This is a genomic window from Mariprofundus micogutta (assembly GCF_001895085.1).
GTDB lineage: Bacteria > Pseudomonadota > Zetaproteobacteria > Mariprofundales > Mariprofundaceae > Mariprofundus > Mariprofundus micogutta.
The window spans coordinates 24,692-48,002 of record NZ_BDFD01000022.1 but is presented as its reverse complement, the minus strand read 5'-3'; the positions used below and the strand labels follow the sequence as shown (position 1 = coordinate 48,002).

Annotated in this window: 19 protein-coding genes; 10 read left to right on the top strand and 9 right to left on the bottom strand. The window is 48.6% G+C overall.

The annotated features are described in order from the left end of the window. Positions 1–108 precede the first annotated feature (108 nt). The 3 genes from MMIC_RS10835 to MMIC_RS10825 all read right to left on the bottom strand — a co-directional run bounded on the left by MMIC_RS10835 (position 109) and on the right by MMIC_RS10825 (position 2,182). Positions 109–543 carry a hypothetical protein gene (locus tag MMIC_RS10835; RefSeq protein ID WP_143144943.1) on the bottom strand — a complete coding sequence of 145 codons (435 nt, stop codon included), beginning with the start codon at positions 541–543 and terminating at the stop codon, positions 109–111. A 266-nt stretch (positions 544–809) separates the two neighbouring features. Then, positions 810–1,271 carry a methyltransferase family protein gene (locus MMIC_RS10830; RefSeq protein WP_072660493.1) on the bottom strand — a complete coding sequence of 154 codons (462 nt, stop codon included), beginning with the start codon at positions 1,269–1,271 and terminating at the stop codon, positions 810–812. Next, complete coding sequence (locus tag MMIC_RS10825; protein ID WP_072660492.1) at positions 1,268–2,182, bottom strand: lipase family protein; 915 nt, start codon at positions 2,180–2,182, stop codon at positions 1,268–1,270. Before MMIC_RS10825 ends, MMIC_RS10830 begins: the two co-directional genes overlap by 4 nt. A 158-nt stretch (positions 2,183–2,340) precedes the next feature. On the opposite strand from MMIC_RS10825, the gene MMIC_RS10820 reads away from it, so the two are divergent. The 7 genes from MMIC_RS10820 (at position 2,341) to icd (ending at position 13,104) form a co-directional block, all read left to right on the top strand. Beyond that, positions 2,341–2,790 carry a DUF1841 family protein gene (locus tag MMIC_RS10820; protein WP_072660491.1) on the top strand — a complete coding sequence of 150 codons (450 nt, stop codon included), beginning with the start codon at positions 2,341–2,343 and terminating at the stop codon, positions 2,788–2,790. Then, the gene (locus tag MMIC_RS10815) at positions 2,787–3,137 is read left to right on the top strand and encodes a hypothetical protein (protein ID WP_072660490.1); all 351 of its coding nucleotides are present in this window, start codon (positions 2,787–2,789) and stop codon (positions 3,135–3,137) included. Before MMIC_RS10820 ends, MMIC_RS10815 begins: the two co-directional genes overlap by 4 nt. Positions 3,138–3,146: 9 nt before the next feature. After that, on the top strand, positions 3,147–5,828 hold the full coding sequence (locus MMIC_RS10810; RefSeq protein WP_072660489.1) for a PD-(D/E)XK nuclease family protein: 2,682 nt from the start codon (positions 3,147–3,149) through the stop codon (positions 5,826–5,828). After that, entirely contained in the window at positions 5,821–9,141 is a 3,321-nt protein-coding gene (locus MMIC_RS10805) for a UvrD-helicase domain-containing protein (RefSeq protein ID WP_072660488.1), read from the top strand. The genes MMIC_RS10810 and MMIC_RS10805 overlap by 8 nt, the downstream gene beginning before the upstream one ends. Positions 9,142–9,222: 81 nt before the next feature. Further along, positions 9,223–11,010 carry an aspartate--tRNA ligase gene (gene aspS, locus MMIC_RS10800; protein ID WP_072660487.1) on the top strand — a complete coding sequence of 596 codons (1,788 nt, stop codon included), beginning with the start codon at positions 9,223–9,225 and terminating at the stop codon, positions 11,008–11,010. 121 nt (positions 11,011–11,131) lie between these two features. Further along, complete coding sequence (locus tag MMIC_RS10795; protein ID WP_265331371.1) at positions 11,132–11,347, top strand: DUF4398 domain-containing protein; 216 nt, start codon at positions 11,132–11,134, stop codon at positions 11,345–11,347. Between the two features lie 17 nt (positions 11,348–11,364). After that, positions 11,365–13,104 carry an NADP-dependent isocitrate dehydrogenase gene (gene icd, locus MMIC_RS10790; protein ID WP_072660485.1) on the top strand — a complete coding sequence of 580 codons (1,740 nt, stop codon included), beginning with the start codon at positions 11,365–11,367 and terminating at the stop codon, positions 13,102–13,104. A 108-nt stretch (positions 13,105–13,212) separates the two neighbouring features. Here the strand turns inward: icd and MMIC_RS10785 are convergent, their stop codons facing one another. Next, positions 13,213–13,974: a porin family protein gene (locus MMIC_RS10785; RefSeq protein ID WP_227819487.1), complete on the bottom strand. Its 762-nt coding sequence runs from the start codon at positions 13,972–13,974 to the stop codon at positions 13,213–13,215. Positions 13,975–14,104: 130 nt separating this feature from the next. On the opposite strand from MMIC_RS10785, the gene MMIC_RS10780 reads away from it, so the two are divergent. From MMIC_RS10780 to tsaD, 3 genes are read left to right on the top strand one after another with little or no spacing between them, the layout of a single operon-like run. Then, positions 14,105–16,069 (top strand): hydantoinase/oxoprolinase family protein, encoded by a 1,965-nt coding sequence (locus tag MMIC_RS10780; protein ID WP_072660484.1) that lies wholly within the window; start codon positions 14,105–14,107, stop codon positions 16,067–16,069. After that, a complete protein-coding gene (locus MMIC_RS10775; protein ID WP_072660483.1) occupies positions 16,060–17,622 on the top strand; it encodes a hydantoinase B/oxoprolinase family protein in 1,563 nt (520 codons plus the stop codon). Before MMIC_RS10780 ends, MMIC_RS10775 begins: the two co-directional genes overlap by 10 nt. A gap of 1 nt (position 17,623) precedes the next feature. Next, positions 17,624–18,652, top strand: coding sequence for a tRNA (adenosine(37)-N6)-threonylcarbamoyltransferase complex transferase subunit TsaD (tsaD, locus tag MMIC_RS10770; RefSeq protein WP_072660482.1), 1,029 nt, complete (start codon positions 17,624–17,626; stop codon positions 18,650–18,652). A 6-nt stretch (positions 18,653–18,658) separates the two neighbouring features. On the opposite strand, the gene MMIC_RS10765 is transcribed toward tsaD, so the two are convergent. The 5 genes from MMIC_RS10765 to MMIC_RS10745 form a co-directional block, all read right to left on the bottom strand. Continuing rightward, complete coding sequence (locus MMIC_RS10765) at positions 18,659–20,413, bottom strand: O-antigen ligase family protein (RefSeq protein WP_083530570.1); 1,755 nt, start codon at positions 20,411–20,413, stop codon at positions 18,659–18,661. 21 nt (positions 20,414–20,434) lie between these two features. Further along, positions 20,435–20,932: a type IV pilin protein gene (locus MMIC_RS12945; RefSeq protein WP_072660481.1), complete on the bottom strand. Its 498-nt coding sequence runs from the start codon at positions 20,930–20,932 to the stop codon at positions 20,435–20,437. 187 nt (positions 20,933–21,119) lie between these two features. Continuing rightward, entirely contained in the window at positions 21,120–21,674 is a 555-nt protein-coding gene (locus MMIC_RS10755; protein WP_143144941.1) for a beta/alpha barrel domain-containing protein, read from the bottom strand. Positions 21,675–21,802: 128 nt separating this feature from the next. Then, positions 21,803–22,612: an ABC transporter permease gene (locus MMIC_RS10750; protein WP_072660479.1), complete on the bottom strand. Its 810-nt coding sequence runs from the start codon at positions 22,610–22,612 to the stop codon at positions 21,803–21,805. Continuing rightward, the gene (locus tag MMIC_RS10745) at positions 22,605–23,291 is read right to left on the bottom strand and encodes an ABC transporter ATP-binding protein (protein WP_072660478.1); all 687 of its coding nucleotides are present in this window, start codon (positions 23,289–23,291) and stop codon (positions 22,605–22,607) included. Before MMIC_RS10745 ends, MMIC_RS10750 begins: the two co-directional genes overlap by 8 nt. Between the last annotated feature and the right edge of the window lie 20 nt (positions 23,292–23,311).

Genomic DNA, 23,311 nt, shown 5'->3' with positions numbered 1-23,311 from the left:
AATGTGCTTCATGGCCTGAGTTCTCCGTTCTGTGAATTTGCTGTCTGGATAACTACAAATTTACCATAATCGTTGGGAATTCAGGCCTGTTTTCTTGCTGCTAATTCCTTAACCGGACAGCAGTGATATTTCATCTCGATTTAGTGCTAATTCAGCCTTGTATATACCTCTTTTCTTCCAACCTCTCAGATAACCTGAACGTAAATTGCCATCCACACTTGATGAAGCACCAAATCTAATCGCATTCCACTCTTTAACTTCAGACATACCATTCGTAAAATTGAGTTTGATGTACGCCCTTTTGGACACCAATAATTCATGCTTAAAATCTTCCTCAGAATCCGGGTGATAAATAATCTCTAAAGCATTTGCAGGTTCGATTTCTTGGCTAGCTTCTGGGCTACTGTTGTTTCTTGGAGCTGATTCAATTCCCTCATAAGCATCCATGATTCTCTCTATCACATTAGAAGGTGTATCAAAGCCTAATGCATGTTCCTCTAGTCTTTTGTATAGCTTATCTGAAATGCGAATTACTTGACTCATGATGACTGCCTCATAGTTTAAATGGTTACATGGTAACCATACAGCAATATATTGTCAAGTCTTGTTTGTAAAGGTCCTGCACTGATTATTATCAATCACAATAAATACTGGATGGGTTATATTTAATCACTCATATAAGGGAGATTTTTGAATGGCCGAAAGTGGTCGGAAGCAGCCATGCGGTAAGAGTATAGGCCCGGCCAGTTTTCAGCATACGCCATTTTGTTGTCATTAAACTGTTGGTTGTTTTCCGTATTAGTGGGTAGTTAAATCCAGCGGCGGACTTTGGATTTGTAGCGGATGTAAACATCGCCGAACTGTTTTTCCAGTGCCTCTTCTTCTGGCTCAATCTGAAATGTGTTCATATACAGGATAAAGGCTGCCACCACGAAGAGACCGAATTTGGCTCCCAGCCAGATGGAGAGGGCGGAGAGTATCAGCGTCAGCCCCAGATACATCGGATTGCGCGTATAGCCGTAAATGCCGGATGAGACGATTGTGGAGGTTTTGTGCGGATATCGCGGATCAATCGTGGTTTTTGCACGCCTGAAACTGAGCAGCGCCCAGAGGTCAATCGTGAATGCCATAGCCAGCAGGAGATAGGCAATCATATGTCTGATTCCGGCATCAAGAGCATGCGAAGGCAGGGCAATGCTGAGTTCCCAGATGATCAGGCCGCATACGATTGCGACTACCGGTGGCGGGATCTTGAGCTTGAAACGTTTCACTGTATTCGCCTGATGTGATCGTTCCAGATATGAATCACATAATAGATAGGCGCGTGATCATTGATATTATCCAGCGGCAGGGCGGTGAAGTCCCCGCGTCTCCAGCATTTGATTATTGTGCCCATATGCCTGAAATGGCCCCGGATCATGGTGCTCAAATATGTCCAGAAAGACGGAGCAGAATTCACAGCGCCCTGATCATCAATATATATCATGTTTCCTGTATGCCGATATGTAATAGCCGGAGGCAACATGCAAACAGCATCGTTGTTATGAACAAAACGCCAGTACCTGTTTGTAAAAGCATTGCTGAATTCCCGGTTGCCACAGCGAGGTGAGGCAATGGTGTAGATGCCCTGAGCAGCCGGATAGCGGGCAGCAGCCAGCGTTGCCAGACCTGCACCCAGACTGTGACCGGTAAACCATACTTTCATCGGGCTGCTGCCATAGTCGGTAATATCATTGAGGTGGTCGCTTATACCGTCCCAAACTGAGTCGAGCGCAATCTTGAAGCCCTTGTGTACTTTTCCTCTGCTACCACTGTCGGTAAGCAGAAACTTCAGGTCTGTGATAATGTCCTGCTTCACGATTTCCGTGCCACGAAAACATACAATGGCAAAATCATCATTGTGAGCCACAAAACATTGCGTATGCGTTTCATCATCTTCAAAGGGTTTATAATGCGGCAGGCCTGCATCAGCTAACTTCTGGCTGACAAAATCATGTTGTTGCACGTATGCCAGTAAAGAGGCCTCGGCCAGCCACCATGCATTAACTGATTGATAGGTTTCGGCATCAAATTGAAAAGGCTGGGTGTCGGCATTGGCAAAGTAGTCATAGCTGAGGTTGGGGTAAAACAAGGCCTGAAATGAGAGGTCTTCAGGCAATGGTTTAGGGTCAAGGTCGGGCATGGACAACCTCCTGCGGCCAAATGCCGGAATCAGCCGGAAGATCATAGGCCTCGAATTAACTTATGCCAAATTGAATCAGCGAGAGGCTGGAAAAAGACTTTTCTTTCATGAATGATATCGTGTTACTATTTCGATAAGAGTGAGGCAAAGGAGATACAATGGAATCGCAAAATGGGCCAAGCAGGGAGCAGTTGCGTGCGCATCGTCAGGTGTTCTGGGATGCATGGCATAAGGCACAGGCAGATCTGCCTTTGAATGCACTGGAAGTACGCATTGCCCGTGTGATCAGTATGCACCCTGAATACCATCACTATTTTGAAGATATGGAAGATTTCCTTGAGCGCGACTTTCAGGTGGATGACGGCATGAATCCCTACCTGCATCTCTCCCTGCATCTGGCACTGGAGGAACAGGCAGCGACCAAACATCCGCCGGAACTGGCCAAAGCGCTGGATCATATGGTGTCGATCAAGAAAATGGATCGCCATGATGCCATGCATAAGTTGCTCGAAGTGCTGGCTGAAACAGTTTATTACGCCCAGCGTGCAGGTCGTGAGCCTGATGTAGAGGCTTATGCCAGACGTATGAAGGAGCTTGCACAGCTATGATTCGTAATCTGCTCGTATCCATCTTCTTTTTCATTGGACCTGCACTGCTGATGTTTATTCTTCGTAATATTGTCATGATAATTCTGCTGACCCTGAAGAACAGACAGCGTCGGGCACGTGAGCAGGAAGTCATCGATGTCACACCGATTCATCACCATATTCATCCGAACTGGTTTGTGATTGTGGTTGTCATCGTCAGCACGTTCATTGCAGTGACTGTATTCATGAAATTACAGAACTCCGATGATGTTGAGCCGCATCAGTATGTGCCGGCACATATGGGTGAATCCGGCAAAATCGTTCCTGGCGGCTGGAAACCCAAAGAGCCGGCCTCCGATCAGCAGTAGTCTGCCTTCATGCAGCAGGAACTGTTCAATAGACAGCTGAATATCGACGAATCCATTTCCGCATCCGGAGTTTCATCCAGTCTGGATAAGGGGGGCTTGCTTATCACGGCCTCCTCCAAACAGGCCGTGGACTGGAAGCGCAGGCTTGTGGCTGAATCAGTTTTACCCGTATGTGAAACACCGCATGTTTTATCATGGCAGGAGTGGTTGCTTGAGCTTAGCAAAGCTCTGCCCGCTTTTCCTGTGCCGCTGAATCGTATGCAGGAAACTGAGCTGTGGCAGCAGGTGATTCGTAAAGACCTTGGCGACAGTTCACAATCCTCTTCATCCATTCGGGGTCTGGCAAAACATGCCAGTCAGGCTTATACCATCATGCAGGAATATGCCATAAAAACCGAAGAGTTAAGCTTCTCAGGTGAAGAGTCAGATGCACTGCTGCGGTGGATTTCCGGCCTGCATAATAAGCTTGATTCTGAACCGCTGTGCGGGCGCATGCTGGTTGCTGATCTGGCTAAAGCACTGCTGCCAGCGATTCTCGATCTGTGTCAAAAGCGGCAGCTATTACTCGATGGTTTCCACAGTTTCACACCGATGCAGGAAAAAATTCTGTGTCGCTTGCAGGCAGCTGGCATATCCATTGTACACATTGAACATGAGGGCAGGGCTACTGAGCAGAGCATGATCTGTTGTGAGACTGAGCAGCAGGAACTGCAATATATCAGCTCCCGAGTTCAAACTGAATTGCAGGCCCAGCCTCAGGCACGTATCGCGGTCGCGGTGAGTGACAGTGTTGATGTCAGATTACTGCACAAGGTTCTGAATCGGACGCTTATGCCTGAGCGCGTAAATATGCCGGATCATCAGATGCTGGTTGCAAATATGGCGGCTTTACCTCTGTCTGAAATGCCGATGATTCAGCAGTTGCTGCATATGCTCACACTTGCTGGAAAAGATAGCGTCAGCTTCGCAGATTTTTCCCGCCTGCTGTTTTCGCCGTATCTGATGGGTTATGCACAGGAACGCTTTGACCGAGCCGGGCTTGATCGCACGCTGAGGATGAACAATCGCCATTATCTTTCTCTGCAGTTTTTGATTGAGTCGAAAGAACTCGAAGGCATGCCCGACCTCTCTTCAGCGTTAATGGCCCTGACAAACTGGCAGGTCAACAATCGTCCGGCTCGTGAGTGGGTTAAAGCACTGCATCAGCTATTGCAGGATACCGGTTTTATACATATCAGTTTTGCTGAGAGTGAACGCAGCAATCATGAGATTCGTCAGCTCAATACCTTTCGTGACTGCCTTAGTTCTCTGGTTGCACTTGATGCAGTGACCAACAAGGTCAGTTGGACCCGCTTTCTGGCCCTGCTCAGAACAGCCTGTAGTGATGCACAGCTTGCACTGCCAATCAAATATCCAAACCTGTCCGTTTTGCCGATTTCCCAGATGGCCGGTTTACAGTTTGATAAGCTGTTCGTGGCCGGATTTGATGCCCAGGCCTTTCCTTTATCATCCAGTCCGCAGCCATTACTGCCTTTGCCTGTGCAGCAGAAGTACAGAGTATCCATGAGCAGGCCTGCACTGGCTTATGAGTATTCAGCCTTTTTATGGCAGCAGCTGTTGCAGGCTGCCCCTGAAGTTTATATATCCTGGTCAAAACAGAGCGGTGATCAGGAATCACTGAATGTATCTGCTTTTGCCGGTTGTCTGGATGTGTCTGCTTGCCCGGAAACAGCGTTACCAGCCACAGAGAAGGCCGAGACTGAAAGCTTTGATGATGCAGTGCATATGCCACTTTCAGTTGATGAAACAATACGCGGTGGCACAGCACTGATCAGAGATCAGTCGGGCTGTCCGTTCAGAGCTTATACACGCTATCGCCTGCATGTTCGTGAACTCGAAGAGACCGAGCCGGGCATTGAGGCAACCACCAAGGGATCGTTAATACATCTGGCACTCGAACATATCTGGCAGAAGCTCAAATCTCAGGCTGCGCTGAAGGCTATGAGTGCGGATGAGCAGACGATATTGATTGAGCAGGCCATTGACGATGCATGGCAGAAGAATCGCAGTGCTGTGACAACATCCACGCAGAGCGTAGAGAAGAGACGCATGTTTCTGGTGTTAAATGACTGGTTGAACGAAGAAAGACAAAGGCCTGCATTCGATGTGATAGCAATTGAAAAACTGTATGAACTTGATCTGCCGCGTTATGCCAAACAGAAGCTGAGAATCCATATTACAGCTGACCGTATGGATCGGGACCAGCAGGGTCACCGGATTTTAATCGATTACAAAACCGGTGCAAAACAGAGTTTCAGCAAGTGGCTTGGAGAGCGAATGGAAGAGCCTCAGTTGCCGCTTTACGCGCTTGCAGCAGCTCTTGGTGAGCATGATGCAGTAAGCTTTGCTCGCATTCGCAGTGGAGAAATGGGTTTTGAAGGGCTCTGTGGTGAAAGTACAGGTATCAAGGGGATGACTATCTGTGATGGCAAGCGCAGCAGTCCGGAAGACTGGCAGGCGTTATTAAACGATTGGGCAGAGCAGACAGATTCGCTTGCTGAAGAATTTATTCAGGGGCTCAGTACGGTATCCCCGCGTGATGAGAAGGCTTGCAGATACTGCGGTCTGGAAGCGGTATGCCGCATTGAAGAGACCGGTTTTGATCAGGATACCGGAGATGATGATGAGTGAGTCAGCACGCAGGCAGGCGCGTGACCCTTCGATCTCATGTCTGGTACAGGCACCAGCCGGTTCCGGGAAAACGGAATTGCTTACCCAGCGCATTCTGGCGTTATTAGCTATTGTTGAAGAACCGGAGGAGATACTGGCGCTCACATTTACCCGCAAGGCTGCGGCGGAAATGCGCGGCAGGGTTATGCAGGCGCTGAATATGCAGAAACCGGATGAGAAACAGTCCCATAAGATGGAGACCTGGCAGCTCGCGCAGGCGGTACTGCAACGTTCACAGACAAGGCAATGGAACCTCAGTGAACATCCGGGACGTCTGCAGTTGATGACGCTCGATAGTCTCACCTTTGCACTGGCCAGACAGTTACCGCTGTTATCCGGCCTTGGAGAGATGCCTAAGCCCGGAGAGAACCTGTTTGTACTCTACAGAGAAGCTGCCGAAGCTGCGATCAATCTGTTGATGCGGGCAGAACCTGAAAAGGCCGAATCGCTATTATTGCTGCTGGATCACCAGATGGCTTCATTGATCAAGCTGGTCGCCGAGATGCTCGCCAAACGGGAACAGTGGTTACCGACTGTGGCACAGAATCTGGTTACATCGTCTGCACGACATGATATGCAAGAGATTCTGGCAAGGCTGGTTCTTGAAAGGGTCGAACAGTGCAATGCGATGATTCCCATCGAGGTCAAAGATCAGTTACCTGCACTGCTGGTGTTTGCTGCAAAACAGGATGATTGCACGCTGGATATCAAACATCTGCTTGATCTGCAGCAATGGCCTGCTGTGAATGTGGAGTCCATTGCCCTGTGGCAGGGAATAGCTGCTGGATTATTGAAGAAAACCGGTGGTTTCCCGGCTCCCGCATCGATCAATAAAGCACGTGGTTTTCCTGCTCATGCCAAAGCGGAGAAACTACAGATGCAGGAGATGACAGCTTTACTATCATCCATAACAGGTTTGGATGAACTGTTGGCTGATTTGATCCGCTTGCCTGCACAACCAGCTTATAGTGATCAGCAGTGGTCATTGCTGGAAGCTCTGTTTGAGTTGCTTGTGCGGGCCAATGAACAGCTGCAGGGACTGTTTGCACGACAGGGTGAAGCTGATTTTACCGAGGTGGTTCTGCGTGCCTTGCAGGCACTGGAGGATGAAGCGGGTACACCATCGGATCTGTTGATGAAACTCGATTACCGTATTCACCATATTCTGGTTGATGAGTTTCAGGATACATCATCACTACAGATGCGGCTGTTGCAGAATCTGACGGCTGGCTGGCAAGCAGGAGATGGTCGCCACCGCACACTGTTTATGGTGGGGGATCCGATGCAGTCGATCTACCGCTTCCGTAAGGCCGAGGTTGGCCTGTTTCTGCAGGCCGCTGCCAATGAGGCAGACCTGCCATGGGTGGAATCTCTGAAGCTGGAACGCAATTTCCGTTCAGCCCCGGACATTGTGGCGTGGGTGAACCGGACATTTGCAAACGTGTTACCTGACGATGATGATGTGGTCAGGGGAGCTGTATCACATGCAATGGCGGCCTCAGCCCTGCATCATACGGGGCGGGTAAAGCTTCACGTTCAGCAAGGACGCGATGATATTCAGGAAGCCGCTGCAATTGTTGCACTGGTGCAACAGGAGAAAAGCAGGGCAGGTCTGGATGGTGAGCTGCAGCGTATTGGTATACTGACGCGTTCACGTAAACAACTGCATGCCATCATACCGGCCCTGCAAGAGGCGGGCATTGCCTTTCGTGCGATTAAAATTCTGCCGCTGGCAACAAGGCCGGAGATCAGACTGTTACGCGCGCTGAGCAGGGCACTGTTGCATCCGGCTGATAGTCAATCATGGATGGCTATTCTACGTTCGGTCTGTTGCGGACTAAGCAGCGCCCGCTTATTCCCCTTGCTGACTGCAGACAAACGTTCGGTATGGCAGTTGATTCATGATGAGCAGCGCATTGAGGCAGTTGATGCGGATACACAGCTGCGACTGGCTTTCATCAAAGATGCTTTGGGCCCATGTGTTGAAGTTGCGGGTACTGTACCCGTACATGATCTGCTTGCCACCGCATGGCATCGGCTTTCGTTGCCGGAGTTGCTGGATGAATCGGCAGAGCAGAATGTAGCGGCGGCGCTTGAGTTGATTGAGTCCCTGGATGAAGGCGGTCAAATTAATTTCGCGCTGCTTGATGAACGGCTGGAAGAGCTGTTTGCTGCTCCGGACTCATCCAGTGAAGCGGCACAGGTGGAGCTACTGACCATGCATGGTGCTAAAGGCCTGCAGTGGGATGTGGTCATATTACCCGGGCTTGGCAAAACAGGCCGTGGCGCTGATGCACCGCTGCTGGCATTTACTGATGTGCCCGAAGCCGGGGGAGTGAAGCCATTACTTGCTCCTAAAGCCGAGGTTCGCGGCAAAGATGCAATTTATTCGCTGATTAATAGTATTGAAAAGTCTAAATATAACTATGAGTTGGCACGTTTACTTTATGTGGCGTGTACGCGCGCGGAAAGCGGCCTGTTCATGTATGGACATGTCTCCGAGTCAACAGAACTTGCAGCCAATGGATCATTTTTAAAGCTGCTGTTGGCAGATGGTTTGGAAGGAGAATGTTTCGGCGCTGAAATAGAAATTTGTGAAGCCGGTGAGCAGATTGAAGCAACTGAAAAGAAAGCTCTGCAACGCATGCTTCACATTCCTGAACTGGTAACTGAACAGGCAGAACAGGAAGAGCTTGAAACAGAATATTTCTGGGCAGGGCCGGAAGCCGCACCCGTCGGTAATGCTGTGCATGAAGCCCTGCAACATGCAGCGCTCATAGGTGTTGAGCAATGCGGTGACAGTTTTATGCGGTCCGAGAATACATCGATGCGTAATGCATTGATGGCTGAAGGACTATCAGGTCCCATGCTTGAAACCGCTTTGTCCCGATGTTCAAGAGCGCTCGAGCAGGCATTAGCCAGTGACAGAGGCAGTTGGCTTCTTTCAGCGCGACATCCGGATGCCAGATGTGAATGGGCTTTAAGTGTCAAACAGGAAGGGTTTATTGCCCATTATGTGATTGATCGCAGTTTTATTGATGAGCAGGGTATACGCTGGGTGATTGATTACAAAACCGCCTCCCATGAGGGGGGTGATCTGAACGCTTTCCTGAGTGAGGAAGAGTCCCGGCATGCGCCGCAACTACAGCGATATACCTCTATTCTGAAAAAGATGCAGCCTGATCGTCCTGTGAAGTGTGCGCTCTATTTTCCTATGCTGGATGCCTGGAGAGAGATTGCGCAGCCTGGTGAAGATTCCCCTGTCATGGATTAGGTATACAGCCTTTGCCTGAACGAAGCCGCGGCGCTAGTCTGCGCGACCGTTTTAACGGGCTTAACCTCGGAGGTAGTAACGATGTTACCACGCACACATTGCGGAGATTTCACAGTAATGCATATCGGACAGACTGTTCGTCTGAACGGTTGGACTCAGACCAATCGTGACCACGGCGGCGTGGTGTTCCTTGATGTGCGTGATCGTTCCGGCCTTGTGCAGGTGGTCGTGCATCCGGACACGGCGGAAATCCACAAGCTTGCACATGCCATGCGTCAGCAGGATGTGATTGAAGTCGTGGGTGAGGTCATTGCCCGTAGTGAAGAGGCTGTGAATCCCAAACTTCCTACCGGTGAAATCGAAATTAAAGCGACTGAGATTGTCATTCTGAACAGCGCTGAAACGCCGCCGTTTATGGTGGAAGACGATTGCGACACTTCTGAACAGATTCGCCTTGAGTACCGTTATCTCGATCTGCGACGCCCCAAGATGCAGCGTTTAATGGAATTGCGTCATCGTGTGACACATGCTGCGCGCAACTATCTGGATAGCCAGAGCTTCCTAGAAATTGAAACACCGATTCTGAATAAATCCACACCTGAAGGAGCACGCGATTATCTGGTGCCCTCACGTGTGTATCCCGGGTCATTTTTCGCCTTGCCGCAGAGCCCTCAGATTTTCAAACAGCTGCTGATGGTAGCTGGCATGGATCGCTATTATCAGATTGCCCGCTGTTTCCGTGATGAAGACCTGCGTGCAGACCGTCAGCCTGAATTTACCCAGGTGGATATTGAGCTCTCCTTCGCGAATCAGGATGAGGTGATGGCTGTAGCCGAAGGCTTGCTACGCGCAATGTTCGATGCAGGTGTAGGTATTCGATTGCCGGAAGAGTTCCCGCGTATTACTTACCATGAAGCCATGGATAAATATGGTCTGGATCGCCCTGATGTACGTTTTGACCTTGAACATGTGAACATCACGGAATTGATGAAGAAAGTGGAGTTCAAGGTATTCCGTGATCCTGCCGATAAGGGTGGCCTGGTTAAGGTTATGCGCGTGCCCGGTGGGGCATCTTCTCTGTCACGCAAGCAGATTGATGACTACACCAAGTTTGTTTCTATCTACGGGGCCAGAGGCCTTGCTTGGATCAAGGTGAACGATAAATCCGATCTTCCGGGTGGTTTGCAGTCACCTATCGTGAAATTCCTGCCGGAAGAGATTCTGGCTGAAATGCTGGAAGCCTGCAGTGCCGAAAATGGCGATCTGCTCTTCTTCGGAGCAGGGGACACCACTGTAGTCAATGATGCGCTGGGTCACCTGCGTGTGAAACTGGGTCAGGATCTTGGCCTGGTGGCTGAAAATGATCACCGCTTTGTCTGGGTGGTAGATTTCCCGATGTTTGCCTGGAATGCCGATGAGAAACGTCCTGAAGCACTGCATCATCCCTTTACTGCACCATCAGCTGAAGATCTGGATAAACTTGAATCTGATCCGCTCAATATCTGTTCTCAGGCGTATGATCTGGTCTGGAACGGTACGGAGATCGGTGGCGGCTCGATCCGTATTCATAACCCGGAAACACAGGCACGCGTATTCAAGGTACTGGGTATTTCCGATGAAGAGGCAGATGCCAAGTTCGGATTCCTGGTTAATGCACTGAAATATGGTGCACCACCACATGGTGGACTGGCCTTTGGACTGGATCGTGTGCTCTCGCTAATGGCAGGTGTAGACTCGATTCGTGATGTGATTGCATTTCCGAAAACACAGAAAGCAGCTGATCCGATGTCGGATGCTCCGAGTGAAGTGGCCGATGAGCAGTGGAAAGAACTTGGGCTGCGTAAACGGCCTACCATTAAAGAGAGCTGAGTTTCATCTGACCACGTTGACAATGCGCAGCGATAGTTCGATTATGCATTGCATGAAACGAGTCCTGTTCGTTCTGCTTCTCACATTATCTGCCTGTGCAACGCATCCTCCTGCTCAGGAAATGTCTGACGCTCGTACTGCAATCAAAACTGCGCAGGCGCTACCTGGTGATCAGATGATGGCGGACAAACATCTGCAATCAGCTGAAAAAGCCTTAGAAGATGCGGCGTCAGCCATAAAATTGGAACAATATGAAAGAGCACGCAGCAAAGCGCTGGAAGCCAAAAGGCATGCGCAGCATGCGGCTCGTCTTAAACAGTCTCAGATCAATAATTAAGATTTACGGGGTTAATCATGGCATTTGATAAAATCTGTCTGCCGGAAAGCGGCGAGAAAATTACTATGGGAGAGAATGGCAAGCTGAATGTGCCGGATCAACCAATTGTTACGTTTATCGAAGGTGATGGCACCGGACGTGATATCTGGCGTGCATCGAAACGTGTCCTCGATGCCGCTGTCGAGAAGGCTTATGGCGGTTCACGTAAAGTTGCCTGGATGGAAGTCTTTGCCGGTGAAAAAGCTTGGAATATGTACGGGCAGAGTGACGATGCCTGGCTACCGCAGGAAACACTGGATGCATTTTCCGAGTATCTGATTGGTATCAAAGGCCCCCTGACGACACCGATTGGTGGCGGCATTACTTCATTGAATGTGGCTCTGCGTCAGAAACTGGACCTGTATACCTGTCTGCGTCCGGTTAAATATTTCGATGGTGTTCCTTCTCCGGTGAAACGTCCTGAAGATGTGGATATGGTTATTTTCCGTGAGAATTCTGAAGATATCTATGCCGGCATTGAGTGGGCGGCCGGTAGCGAAGAAGTGAAGAAGGTGGTCAGCTTCCTTCAGGATGAGATGGGTGTAACAAAGATTCGCTTCCCTGATTCAAGCGGCATTGGTGTGAAACCTGTATCTCAGGAAGGCACGGCACGTCTGGTGCGTGCAGCGATTCAGTACGCTATCGATAATAATCGCGAGTCGGTCACACTGGTTCATAAAGGCAATATTATGAAGTTCACCGAGGGCGGATTCCGCAATTGGGGTTATGACGTTGCCAAAAATGAGTTCGGCGCTGAAGAAATTGATGGTGGCCCATGGTGTAAACTACCGAATGGTATTGTGATCAAGGATGCCATTGCCGATATCGCACTGCAGCAGGTGCTGACCCGTGCTCCGGAATTCGACGTGATTGCGACACTGAATCTGAATGGTGATTACTTGTCTGATGCACTGGCTGCTCAGGTTGGTGGTATCGGTATCGCACCGGGTGCAAATATCAATTACAACTCGGGCCATGCCATTTTTGAAGCAACACATGGTACGGCTCCGAAATATGCTGATAAGGATATGGTGAATCCATCATCCGTAGTCTTATCCGGTGAGATGATGCTGCGTTATATGGGTTGGACTGAAGCCGCTGATCTGATTCTGCAGGGTATTAATGGTTCAATCGCTGCGAAAACAGTGACCTATGATTTCCATCGTCAGATGGAAGGTGCGACCAAACTCTCCACCTCTGAATTCGGTGATGCTGTCATTGCCAATATGGATTCAACCGGGGCTGATTCTGCCGAAGATCAGTATGATTTACTGGCAGCGCGTTTTAAGGAGTTGTTTGAAGCCGGTGCAGAGAAGAGCGGTGAAGTTGCTCAGGCGACCATGGAGAAGGCTCGTGAGCAGTTAACCGCAGCGGGAACTTTTTCAGAGGCTCAGGGTAAAAACCTGAAGGCATTTCTGGAGCGCGACTTTTCTCAGATGGCAAACACCATGCGCAACGAAGCCAAAGAGAAGCTGAATCCATCGCGTGTTAGTGCAGGAGCGCTTTCATCACTGTCTGCTCTGTTGACTGTTGCGGGTTCTGCTTTGACCAGTATTGCTGAGCGTACCCAGAAAGCTGTTTCATGCCGTTCGGGTGAAATTACCAGTGCAGGAACACTGACCTGTAATGCTTGCGACCATGAATTGCACTTCAAGAAGACAGGACGTGTACCTCCGTGTCCGAAATGCCATTCTACAGAGTTTACCAAGAGCTACTGAAGGGCATTTATCACTGAGAGCACGAAGTTCACGAAGAAACACAGGAATGAGAAAGGCCCGGTCATTGACCGGGCCTTTTTTATCATCAGATCCTCTGCTGGGAAAAGATCAGAAGCGGAAGAATCCACCCGCATAAGGACCTTTAAAGGTCGTGTCGGCAAATACGCCCCTGTTGTCGATTTTCAGTGTCATCTGACGATAACCGCCATAAATTCCCAGTGTCGGAATAGGTGAGAATTCAATCTGGGCATCGACGTCGAGGAAGCTATTGCCTGCATAACCAAGATACCCGACACGACCAACTAAACCGATAAAATCAGCCAGTGCCACACGCCCACGCAGACCCAGAGTAGGGATAGGCAGGGTGACATCCTTGTTGGCTGTTAAAGCTCCACCGGTCATGGATGTTTTTGCGATGACAGTTTTGACTGAGCTTTCAATACCCAGTTGGAACCGTGAAGGCAGGTCATCCATATTGACCAGATAATATGTGTAGCCGATATCGATGATATCCGCATTGAATTCACTGCTAACAGCTCCGGCGAAAGCAGTGCCGTTGAATACTACGGGGGCAGCAAGTACACCGTTGCCGGCAAAGCTCATCGGTACATAACCGATGGTGAGCAGGGAATCACCCAGATTGATGCTGATCTCGCCTGTCGGTTGCGTGCTGTTGTCAAAATTCAGGTCGGTATTCATATCAATTTTAGTTCCGACATTGTTCACTGATGCACCGAACTGACCTGAAGGTGACAGTATCATATAACCAGCCTTGATTGCGACGGTCTCATCGGCTTGCGCAAAGCCAGCAAAAGCGAAACAGCCTGCTGCAACAGCAGTCATCATTTTCTTTTTCAAATTCATCACCATTGGTTAGGTCTCCATTATTAGGATTTGTGAAAAGTAGACGTATTCTGGATATATGGTATGCAATAACTGTGATATGAATCACGGCCAAATTGCACGCTGCAAATCCTGAACCAACGGTTACAATCCTGCCATGTTTCTGGGTGTGGATACGGGGGGGACCTTTACCGATTTTGTACATTTCGGTGAATCTGGTTTGCGCTTTCATAAAGTATTGTCGACGCCGGATGATCCGTCCCGGGCTATTGAACAGGGGATAGCTGAACTTGGTCTGGACACTTCACAGTTACATCTGGTGCATGGTTCAACGGTTGCCACCAATGCCATCCTTGAACGCAAAGGCGTAAAAACCCTGTTTGTGACCAATAAAGATCTGCAGGATTTGTTGATTATTGGCCGACAAACCAGACCTGAGTTGTATAACCTTATACCGGTAGCACAAGAAGCCTGGATTGATTCTGATGACTGTTTCGGTGTGTCAGGGCGAATGAATGCGGATGGCTCTGAACTTGCCGCGCTTGATTCCGAAAGCCTGAATGAACTGATGCAGAAGCTTCAGCAGGGGGCTTATGAGGCGATAGCAATATGCCTGCTGTTTTCATTTCTAAATCCCGATCATGAACGAAAGCTGGCAGAACTCCTGCCTGAACAACTCTTTATTTCGCTGTCGCATCAGGTGTTGTCGGAATACCGTGAATATGAACGCGGCGCTACAACCTATCTGAATGCTTATGTGGGGCCGCTTGTACAACGTTATTTGATTCGATTGCAAGATGAATTGGCTCCTAAACACTTGCTTGTGATGCATTCAGCCGGCGGTGTGATGAGCGCTGAATCGGCAGGAGAGCAGGCTGTGTCCCTGGTGTTATCAGGCCCGGCGGGAGGTCTTGTCGCTGCCCAGGAAGTGGGGCGGCAAACTGGTAAATCCAAACTGTTGAGTTTTGATATGGGTGGGACCAGTACTGATGTGGCATTGATTAACGGGACCCCATCGATGACGACTGAGGGAAATGTCGCAGGTATTCCTGTCGCATTACCCATGCTGGATATTCATACCATTGGTGCCGGTGGTGGTTCACTTGCCTGGATTGATGAGGCCGGGCTGCCGCAGGTTGGACCGGAGTCAGCCGGGGCTAAACCCGGCCCTGTCTGTTACGGCCTGGGCGGCACTGTTCCGGCTGTGACTGATGCCAATTTGTTGCTGGGGCGAATTCCCGCATCTGCCAAACTCGGTGGCTCCATGCGGCTGGATCGGGATGCTGCTTATGAAGCTCTTTCAACGTATGGGGCAAGGATAGGCCTGAGTGCTGAAGCGGCAGCTGAAGCGGTAATCCGTATTGCTGAAGAACATATGGCTGCTGCACTGCGCGTGGTGTCGATACAGCGCGGCTTTGACCCTGTCGATTTTTCGTTGCTCTGTTTTGGCGGGGCAGGTGGCCTGCATGCCTGTTCACTGGCTGATAAGCTGGGCATGAACAGCGTTGTGTTTCCGGTTGCCAGTGGTGCATTTTCAGCCATGGGTATGCTGGCGGGTCGTCAGCAGAGCGAGTTTTCCAGAACACGCTGTCTCATGCTTGATGATGAAACATCTGTTGCAGATCTGTTTGAGCTGTTGGCCGGGTTGGAATATGAGGCCATGAGTGCCATGCCGGGACTGGTTTTGTCGTTCGAGAAACGGGTGGATATGCGCTATGCAGGTCAGGGATTTCATATCACGATAGAGCTGAATGAGCTTGATGAGAACAATTTACACAAAGATCTCAAACAGCGTTTTGAACAGGCTCATCGACAGGCCTATGGACATAGGCTGAATCGTCCTGTTGAGATGATGACGGCAAGATTAACGGCCGTTGTTGAGCAGGGTGCCATTTCCTTCCCTGCGCTTGTTTCCGGTTCTGAAGCAGTATCAGTAGGGCAGTCGGAAGTGTATGGCGCAGGTACTGTTCCACATTATCAAAGGGAAATGTTGCCTGTTGGATTTAGCTGTTGCGGACCGGCTTTGATTGTTGAATCAACTTCAACACTATGGTTACCCTCAGACTGGCAAATGCGCGTGGATAGATTTGGCCACCTGATGCTGGAGCGCCAATGCATGTGATTGAATCGAATGCTGTTGAGTTAAGTCTTTTTTCTCATCGCCTTGCAGCTGTCTGTGAAGAGATGGGCGCCATACTCAAACGCAGTGCGATTTCTCCGAATATCCGTGATCGGGAAGATTTTTCCTGTGCTCTGTTTACCCGAGGAGGAGAGTTGATTGCACAGGCTTCCCATATTCCTGTGCATTTAGGCTCAATGGCATTTGCCATGTCCAAAGTCGTGGATATTTTTGATTGGCAAGCTGATGATGTGGTAGTTTTCAATGATCCCTATCTGGGTGGTACACATCTGCCGGATATCACAGTCGTCATGCCCCTGTTTGTCGAACAGCACTTGACCGGTTTTGCTGCAGCGCGTGCGCATCATGCGGATATCGGAGGTGCCACTCCCGGCTCCATGGGGGTGGAAACCAGTCTTGAAAAGGAAGGTCTGATTATTTCACCCTGTTACTGGTTCAGGGCAGGTGACGAACAACCGGAACTGGTGAAGCAGATCTATGCCCGGGTGCGGGCACCGGAAGAGCGTTTGGGGGATCTCTCAGCGCAGCGTGCAGCCTGCCAGCTTGCAGCACAGCGGCTGAATGAATTTGATCGCGATCATCTTGAAAGCATGTTTGCGGCACTGATTTCTGTATCCGAATCCTATGGACGGACTGCAATAGCATCGATTCCGGATGGCATCTATCAATTCGAAGATCTGCTTGAAGATGACGGTTGTGGAACGCTGAATCTGTCGATCAAAGTGAAACTGACAGTGATAGGTGAACAGGTGAGTGTGGATTTCAGCGGTTCTGCAGATCAGAGCCGTGGGCCGGTCAACTGCCCGTTGGCGGTTACAGCTGCCAGTGTGTTTTATGTGTTTCGCTGCCTGATGCCAAAACATTCGCCACAGACTGCTGCGATCTTTCATCCGATTTCGATCATTGCACCTCAGGGCTGTCTGGTGAATGCGAATGCAGGCGCTCCGGTTGCAGCGGGTAATGTCGAGACCAGCCAGCGTATTGTTGATGTGGTGCTTGGGGCTTTGGCGCTGGCCATTCCGAACCGTATCCCTGCAGCGGCACAGGGTACGATGAATAATGTGATTTTCGGTGGTGGAACGGGTGATTCTGAATGGGTCTATTATGAAACACTGGCTGGAGGTATGGGGGCGCATGCTGCTGGTGATGGCTTAAGCGCTGTACAATGTCATATGACCAACACCAAAAACTCATCCATTGAAGTGCTGGAAATGCATTATCCGCTACGAATTACCGCTTATGCGGTCAGAAAAAATTCAGGTGGCGACGGTAAATATATAGGCGGTGATGGATTGATTCGCGAATGGCAGGTGGTTGAAGACTGTCATCTGTCACTGTTAACCGAGCGCAGGCTAAGTTCGCCTTATGGTTTACTGGGTGGAGCAGACGGCAAGAGTGGATGTAATAGCCTGTTCAGTAACGGAGTATGGTCGGAGCTGCCTGCAAAAGGCAGTGTTCAGCTTCTTGCCGGAGATCGCATCAGAATTGAGACACCCGGCGGTGGTGCTTACAGCATAAGTGATGAAAAGGACTAAAATGATTTTTCTGGGTATTGAAAGCTCATGTGATGAAACAGCTGTAGCGCTCTATGAGGGAGACATCAGCAGTGGTGATGGAAAGCTCATTGCCGAGCAGGTGGCTTCGCAGATTGAAACGCATGCTCGCTTTGGTGGCGTAGTGCCTGAAGTGGCATCGCGTGAGCATCTGGCGGCATTGCCTCCCATGGTTGAATCGCTGATGCAGGATGCCGGTTTTACATTTGATCAGATTGATCAGATTGCAGTGACGGCGGGCCCCGGTTTGATGGGGGCATTGCTGGTTGGCACATCCTATGCCAGAGCTCTTGGCATGGTTCATCATATTCCGGTGATGCCGATCCATCATATGGAAGGACACCTGTTGGCTCCCGGCATTGATAAACTTTTACCGGAGTTTCCGTTTATCACACTGCTGGTATCCGGTGGCCATACCATGCTGGTGCGTGTGGACGGCATCGGTTCATATTCAATTGTCGGGCAGACGCTTGATGATGCAGCCGGTGAATGTTTTGATAAGTCAGCGCGATTGCTGGGGCTTCCATATCCGGGAGGGCCTGAGATTGCCCGTCTGGCCCAGCAAGGGGATGCGAAACGTTTCACACTACCGCGTCCGATGTTGCAAAAAGATAATCTGCATTTCAGTTTTTCAGGCCTTAAAACTGCCGTGATGTACGCTGTGAAAAATGCCGGCGGCATTGATTCTTTTGATGCTCAGGCCATATCCGATATGGCCGCGGCCATTGAATCGGCCATCTGTGAAGTGCTGGTGAAAAAGAGCATCAAGGCATGCATTCAAGAGGATGCTCCCCGTCTTGTGATTGCCGGAGGTGTGGCTGCCAACCGGAGTTTGCGTGAGCAGCTGTTTGAAATGGCGGCCAGGAAACAAATTGAAGTACACCTTCCTGATCCCAAACACTGCACCGATAATGCCGCGATGATCGCTTATGCAGCCTTTCAGCGGGCTAGGTTCGGAGTACATATTCCTGATGTATGGGATGCGCAACCACGGTGGTCATTGGCTCTCTGAGAGAGGCTAGTCTACAAGTCCAAAATGGTAATTCACTGGTTTTTCGCCGTTGCAAATCAACTGGTAGGTCGCCGTATTCTTTTCCCCGGTGAAATGCATTCCCATGATCTTTCTGCCAATTTGGCAGGCTCGCTCGTAGTTGGCTGCATACATATGTGCATAAAACAGCACTTGATGGGCAGATAATGAGGGAATCTCCGGCAATGACGTTTCCAGAAATGGAATGACTGGTTTCAGTACTTCGGAATGCTGTTTGTATAATGCTACTGTGTATGCCAGTGAGGTTAGCGGAATGGCGCGCACTCGTGGTAGATGCATGACTTCATCTAATCGCTTGATGCTCTCTTTATTTTCTACCTTTATCTGTCTATAGATCGATTCAGACATAAACCATTGCGATATGGATTGAGATGACCATAGCACGACAACCGAAACAGATGCGATCAGGATAATTTTCGCGGCTTTTGTTGGTTTCAAGTTCCAGCTTTTGTGACGAAGCCATGGAGTGAGTGCAATGCCAGAAAAAAGTGCTGCAATCAGTAACACCAGTGGTTCACTATATATAATGCCGATTTGGGAATGCAGGAGAAATCCAATGACACTCAATGCAAATGGCAGTCGAATCGAGTCAGGTTTCAAGAGTAGGCTGCCTGTATGTTTTGCCAGTATCCAACAGCCCCAAAAAAACAGAATAAGAGCAAATACTCCTGCTTCTGCAGCCAGATGAAGAAAGATGTTATGTGCATTAAATACTGTGTTATATAACTGTAGATTATTCAGTCCCAGACTGTCTTGCATGAATTGCAACGCGGCTGGGGCTGCATACCAGAACTGGTCAGGAAATTGCCCCCAACCAACACCGAACCATGGTGAAGTTAGAAACTCGGAAAAGGAGGTGGCCCAGATTAACAATCGTTCAGTTTTAGGTGATGTGGCGGAATTGATAACAACCAGACTCAAGTCGTAATGTTGAACATAAGGTGTAGTCCTGAGTTCAAAACAAATGTAACCGAGAAAAGCGCCGCTAAGCCAGTATGGTAAAAATTTACGCAGCCAATAGCTGAACTTGTTTGTAGTCAATAAAAGCATGATCAAGCATATGCAGTAGGCAATCCATGCCCCCCGGCTAAGGGTGCTTAACAGGGCGATTGTGAAAAAAAGGATGGAAAACCTATAAATATGTTTGCTGCTATTGAGGGCAAACCAGTGAGAAATTAGCCAGGAGAACCCAACCAGTGTGGCAAGAATATTTCCTTGTTGAAAAGGTCCTGCAAGCTTCAGATAGGGTAATATGGCAACGGTGATGACGCCAATCTTCAGGTCATTCCCATCTGTTCCATCAAGCCAGACATAGAGTCCAATTAATACCCAAAGTGACGATAACAATAGATAAATGTGAAGCCACGATTTCAATTTATTTCGAGGAATATTGATTCCTGAAACAAACAGTAAAGCTGCCCCCAGATATAATAACAGATGTAAAAACCATGCTTGTGGGGCAGCGGGTTTATATAAGGCTGATATGAAGAGCTGCGAAGCAAAAACTACCAGGCATGAAATGAAAAAAGCTTTGGGTAAGTAGAATCGTTGTTGTTGTAAAGTGACGCTTAATACGATGAGTAATGCGGAACTGACTGCGAAAAGGCGTTGAACGTCATGTGGAAAATACGATGGAAATGCCATCGGTGAAAGCAGTAGTAGAATGAATGCAAGGTTTAATGGATACAAATTATCAATATGATAAGTTGTTTGTTTTTTCAAAACAACTGCAATTACTGTTTTTTAATATGAATCCCAGCCCGTCATATCATTGTTGATGGTTGCATCCGGTAAGCTGGCTTGGCTAAATGCACCGGAAATTATTTTTTTGAAATAACCATCTGTGTCCATGTCCATGGCTATGGTTGTTCTACTACCTTGATGACGGCCTCCAACAACAATGGTCTGATTGCCGGCCCCGACTTTAGTTGCCAGATTCACATCCGGCGAAAGGTTGCGGATTTCAAACAGGACGGTAGAACCATCAGCAACTGTTGCATTTTTGCTTACTTTTCCTCCAGCATCTTTGTCAGTGACAACGATTGGTACAAATACGCCATTATCATTGAAAAACTGGTTTTCAAATAGATATAGGTGGTAGATATCTGCAACTGCTTGTGAGTCGCTGGCTCGTTCCCTGTAGCTGTGATAACTTGGAATAGCGATAGCGGCTAGAATTCCGATGACTGCAACGACTATCATGAGTTCAATCAGGGTAAATCCGGACTCTTTTTCAGGCATAACAATTCCCTTGTCATATAGATATATAGCACTCTACAGAGCATCTGATTTGTACGAGGTCACTGAGTGAATGATTCAATGATGCTCATCTGTTACATTATCTAGCAAACTGCTTGCCAATATAGTGTTTTAGGGTGAGAAGTTTTTGATGTGAGAGGTAATCCGGTTCTGCATCAGGCAGAGAGTGCTAAATTAATCCTTTGCATTCATCCTTTTTCTTTAAACGCTCAATCCTGAGGAAAATCCCCTTGTGATATTTAGGTGGCATACCATCCAGCCGGCTTTTGAGAAAATCGAGAGCCAGTTTGCAGCCGTTTTTTTTCTGAATCAGACTGCTTGAGAAGCCAATAGCAAGATTAGTTGCATCCGGCTTTGCTGATGCACGTTTGGCTAAACTAATGGCCAGATTCGAATCTTTGAGTTCTTGAAATGCGATGAAACTTGCTGCCAATAGTGGATCCGAGCTGTTCAATCGTTGCTCACTCATCGCTAAAATTTCAACAGCCTGTTCCATCTTTCCTGCTTCAAAAGCCAGTAAGCCCTCTGTCAGTCTGTATATGTCTCTGAAATAAGGATCCATTGCCTGTCCCCGACGAATTTCAGTATAGAGTTGGGGCCACCACAAAGAACGATTGCTGATATCTTCTTTTTGACTCTGTGCATAGATATTGAAAATGTTTAACACGGCCAGATCTGCTGCTATTGCCGGTACAGCACCTGCAAGTGCTTTATGCCAGTACATTTGATTCTCTGTCCATGTGATATGGTGAGGGGGCGGGCTTTGATTAATATGGGAATTGCTTCGAGCCCAGTGAATACTCACCAGCAATAGCAGTGAAAGAGCAATGTATCCGCTGATTGAGTGGCTTTTCATCCAAGATCTCTGCGTTGAAAGAGTAACACAGCAACTATCATAATCAGGCTGGAATATGCCAAATGTTCAATGCAATATGCAATCACTGCCATGTTTTCCAGGGGAATATGATGCGCAAGATGAAGTGAAATCTGACTGCTTGAAATATCCGGTAATAATTGATTGATAAATTGAAGGATACTTTCTATCCAGGGCGGATTTTTTGCAGCAACGTTTTGCTCTTGCATGGCGCCCAGTACCGGCGGGATACTCCAGCAAAGTAACCATACAGAAAAGAGGAATACAGTTGTTTCAGACAAACCTGTTGCCGTGGAGGCGATAAAAAACAGCACGGCAGTCAAGGCAAGGTATGGCAAGAGGATCAGGAGCACTCCATATGTAAACTGAACTCCGGATCCTGAAAGGACATAACCCGGCCAGGTTCGCTCAGCAAACTCAAAGGCCAGAACTGCAGAGATGAGATAAGCAAGCAGTATGGGAAGGATGGTTGCAACGACACCTGCATATCTCCCCCATAAGTATTCGGCTCTGCTCATTGGCAGAGTGAGAAACATATTACATGTACCCATTTCAATATCTCTTGCCAGTAGGGGGGCGGCAAGAAAGAAGATATATATAAGCAGCCATAGATGCAGAAATGTAAATAACATGTCCATAAAGACTTTGCCGAGGTCCATCATGAACAGCGAGGTAGGTATTAACAGCAACCATGGAATAATAATTAATATAGCAAGCAGAGTTTGATAGATACGCTGGTTGGATATCTCTTTCATCGAAAACAGCAATAGAGAGAGTGATTTACTCATGCCTGTGGCTCCATTGAGCTAGCCTTACTTCCAGGTCTTTCGCTTCTTCTAAAGAGTGGTCATGTAACTCTACAGTTTCGCAGACTCTGCCGGACGCCATGATTAACACCCGGTCACATAATTGGACCATGTCACTAACAATGTGACTACTCATCAGAAAAGCAGTGCCTGCACTTTTTCGTTGTTGTAAGAGCTGGAGGATTTCAGCCCGTCCAAGGGCATCGAGACCAGACATCGGTTCATCTAAAATTATTAATTGAGGCTCACCACAAAGCGCTAGCGCCAGAGAGGTGCGTTGCCTCATTCCTTTAGAATATTCTCTCATAGCCTGATTGCGGACCTGCTTTGATAACTGCACATCATCCAGTGCCTGTTGAGCAGATGAAGGGGGGAGCCGGTTTGTCTTACATTTGAACTTTAATAAGGATAATGCAGACAGGGAAATCGGCATTTGTGGCTGTTCAGGCAGGTAACTTGATGATGCATTGATCTCAACACTGCCTTGACTGGAATGGACAAGACCAAGGATAGATTTGATCAGGGTACTTTTTCCGGCACCGTTAGCTCCCAGCAGGCCAATTGCTTCTCCTCTGCGGATTACAAGATCAACCTCTTTGACAACCAGATTGTTGCCATATTGTTTACTAAGTTTGTTAACAGCTAGATATTCAGGGCGCATGAGTTACTCTGGTAGAGAGA

What these genes read in the sequence shown, in the direction of transcription:
- MMIC_RS10835 (WP_143144943.1), bottom strand. Translation starts at nt 543, where the DNA reads ATGAGTCAAGTAATTCGCATTTCAGATAAGCTATACAAAAGACTAGAG.
- MMIC_RS10825 (WP_072660492.1), bottom strand. Translation starts at nt 2,182, where the DNA reads ATGCCCGACCTTGACCCTAAACCATTGCCTGAAGACCTCTCATTTCAG.
- MMIC_RS10820 (WP_072660491.1), top strand. Translation starts at nt 2,341, where the DNA reads ATGGAATCGCAAAATGGGCCAAGCAGGGAGCAGTTGCGTGCGCATCGT.
- MMIC_RS10815 (WP_072660490.1), top strand. Translation starts at nt 2,787, where the DNA reads ATGATTCGTAATCTGCTCGTATCCATCTTCTTTTTCATTGGACCTGCA.
- MMIC_RS10810 (WP_072660489.1), top strand. Translation starts at nt 3,147, where the DNA reads ATGCAGCAGGAACTGTTCAATAGACAGCTGAATATCGACGAATCCATT.
- MMIC_RS10805 (WP_072660488.1), top strand. Translation starts at nt 5,821, where the DNA reads ATGAGTGAGTCAGCACGCAGGCAGGCGCGTGACCCTTCGATCTCATGT.
- aspS (WP_072660487.1), top strand. Translation starts at nt 9,223, where the DNA reads ATGTTACCACGCACACATTGCGGAGATTTCACAGTAATGCATATCGGA.
- MMIC_RS10795 (WP_265331371.1), top strand. Translation starts at nt 11,132, where the DNA reads ATGTCTGACGCTCGTACTGCAATCAAAACTGCGCAGGCGCTACCTGGT.
- icd (WP_072660485.1), top strand. Translation starts at nt 11,365, where the DNA reads ATGGCATTTGATAAAATCTGTCTGCCGGAAAGCGGCGAGAAAATTACT.
- MMIC_RS10785 (WP_227819487.1), bottom strand. Translation starts at nt 13,974, where the DNA reads ATGGTGATGAATTTGAAAAAGAAAATGATGACTGCTGTTGCAGCAGGC.
- MMIC_RS10780 (WP_072660484.1), top strand. Translation starts at nt 14,105, where the DNA reads ATGTTTCTGGGTGTGGATACGGGGGGGACCTTTACCGATTTTGTACAT.
- MMIC_RS10775 (WP_072660483.1), top strand. Translation starts at nt 16,060, where the DNA reads ATGCATGTGATTGAATCGAATGCTGTTGAGTTAAGTCTTTTTTCTCAT.
- tsaD (WP_072660482.1), top strand. Translation starts at nt 17,624, where the DNA reads ATGATTTTTCTGGGTATTGAAAGCTCATGTGATGAAACAGCTGTAGCG.
- MMIC_RS12945 (WP_072660481.1), bottom strand. Translation starts at nt 20,932, where the DNA reads ATGCCTGAAAAAGAGTCCGGATTTACCCTGATTGAACTCATGATAGTC.
- MMIC_RS10755 (WP_143144941.1), bottom strand. Translation starts at nt 21,674, where the DNA reads ATGTACTGGCATAAAGCACTTGCAGGTGCTGTACCGGCAATAGCAGCA.
- MMIC_RS10750 (WP_072660479.1), bottom strand. Translation starts at nt 22,612, where the DNA reads ATGAGTAAATCACTCTCTCTATTGCTGTTTTCGATGAAAGAGATATCC.
- MMIC_RS10745 (WP_072660478.1), bottom strand. Translation starts at nt 23,291, where the DNA reads ATGCGCCCTGAATATCTAGCTGTTAACAAACTTAGTAAACAATATGGC.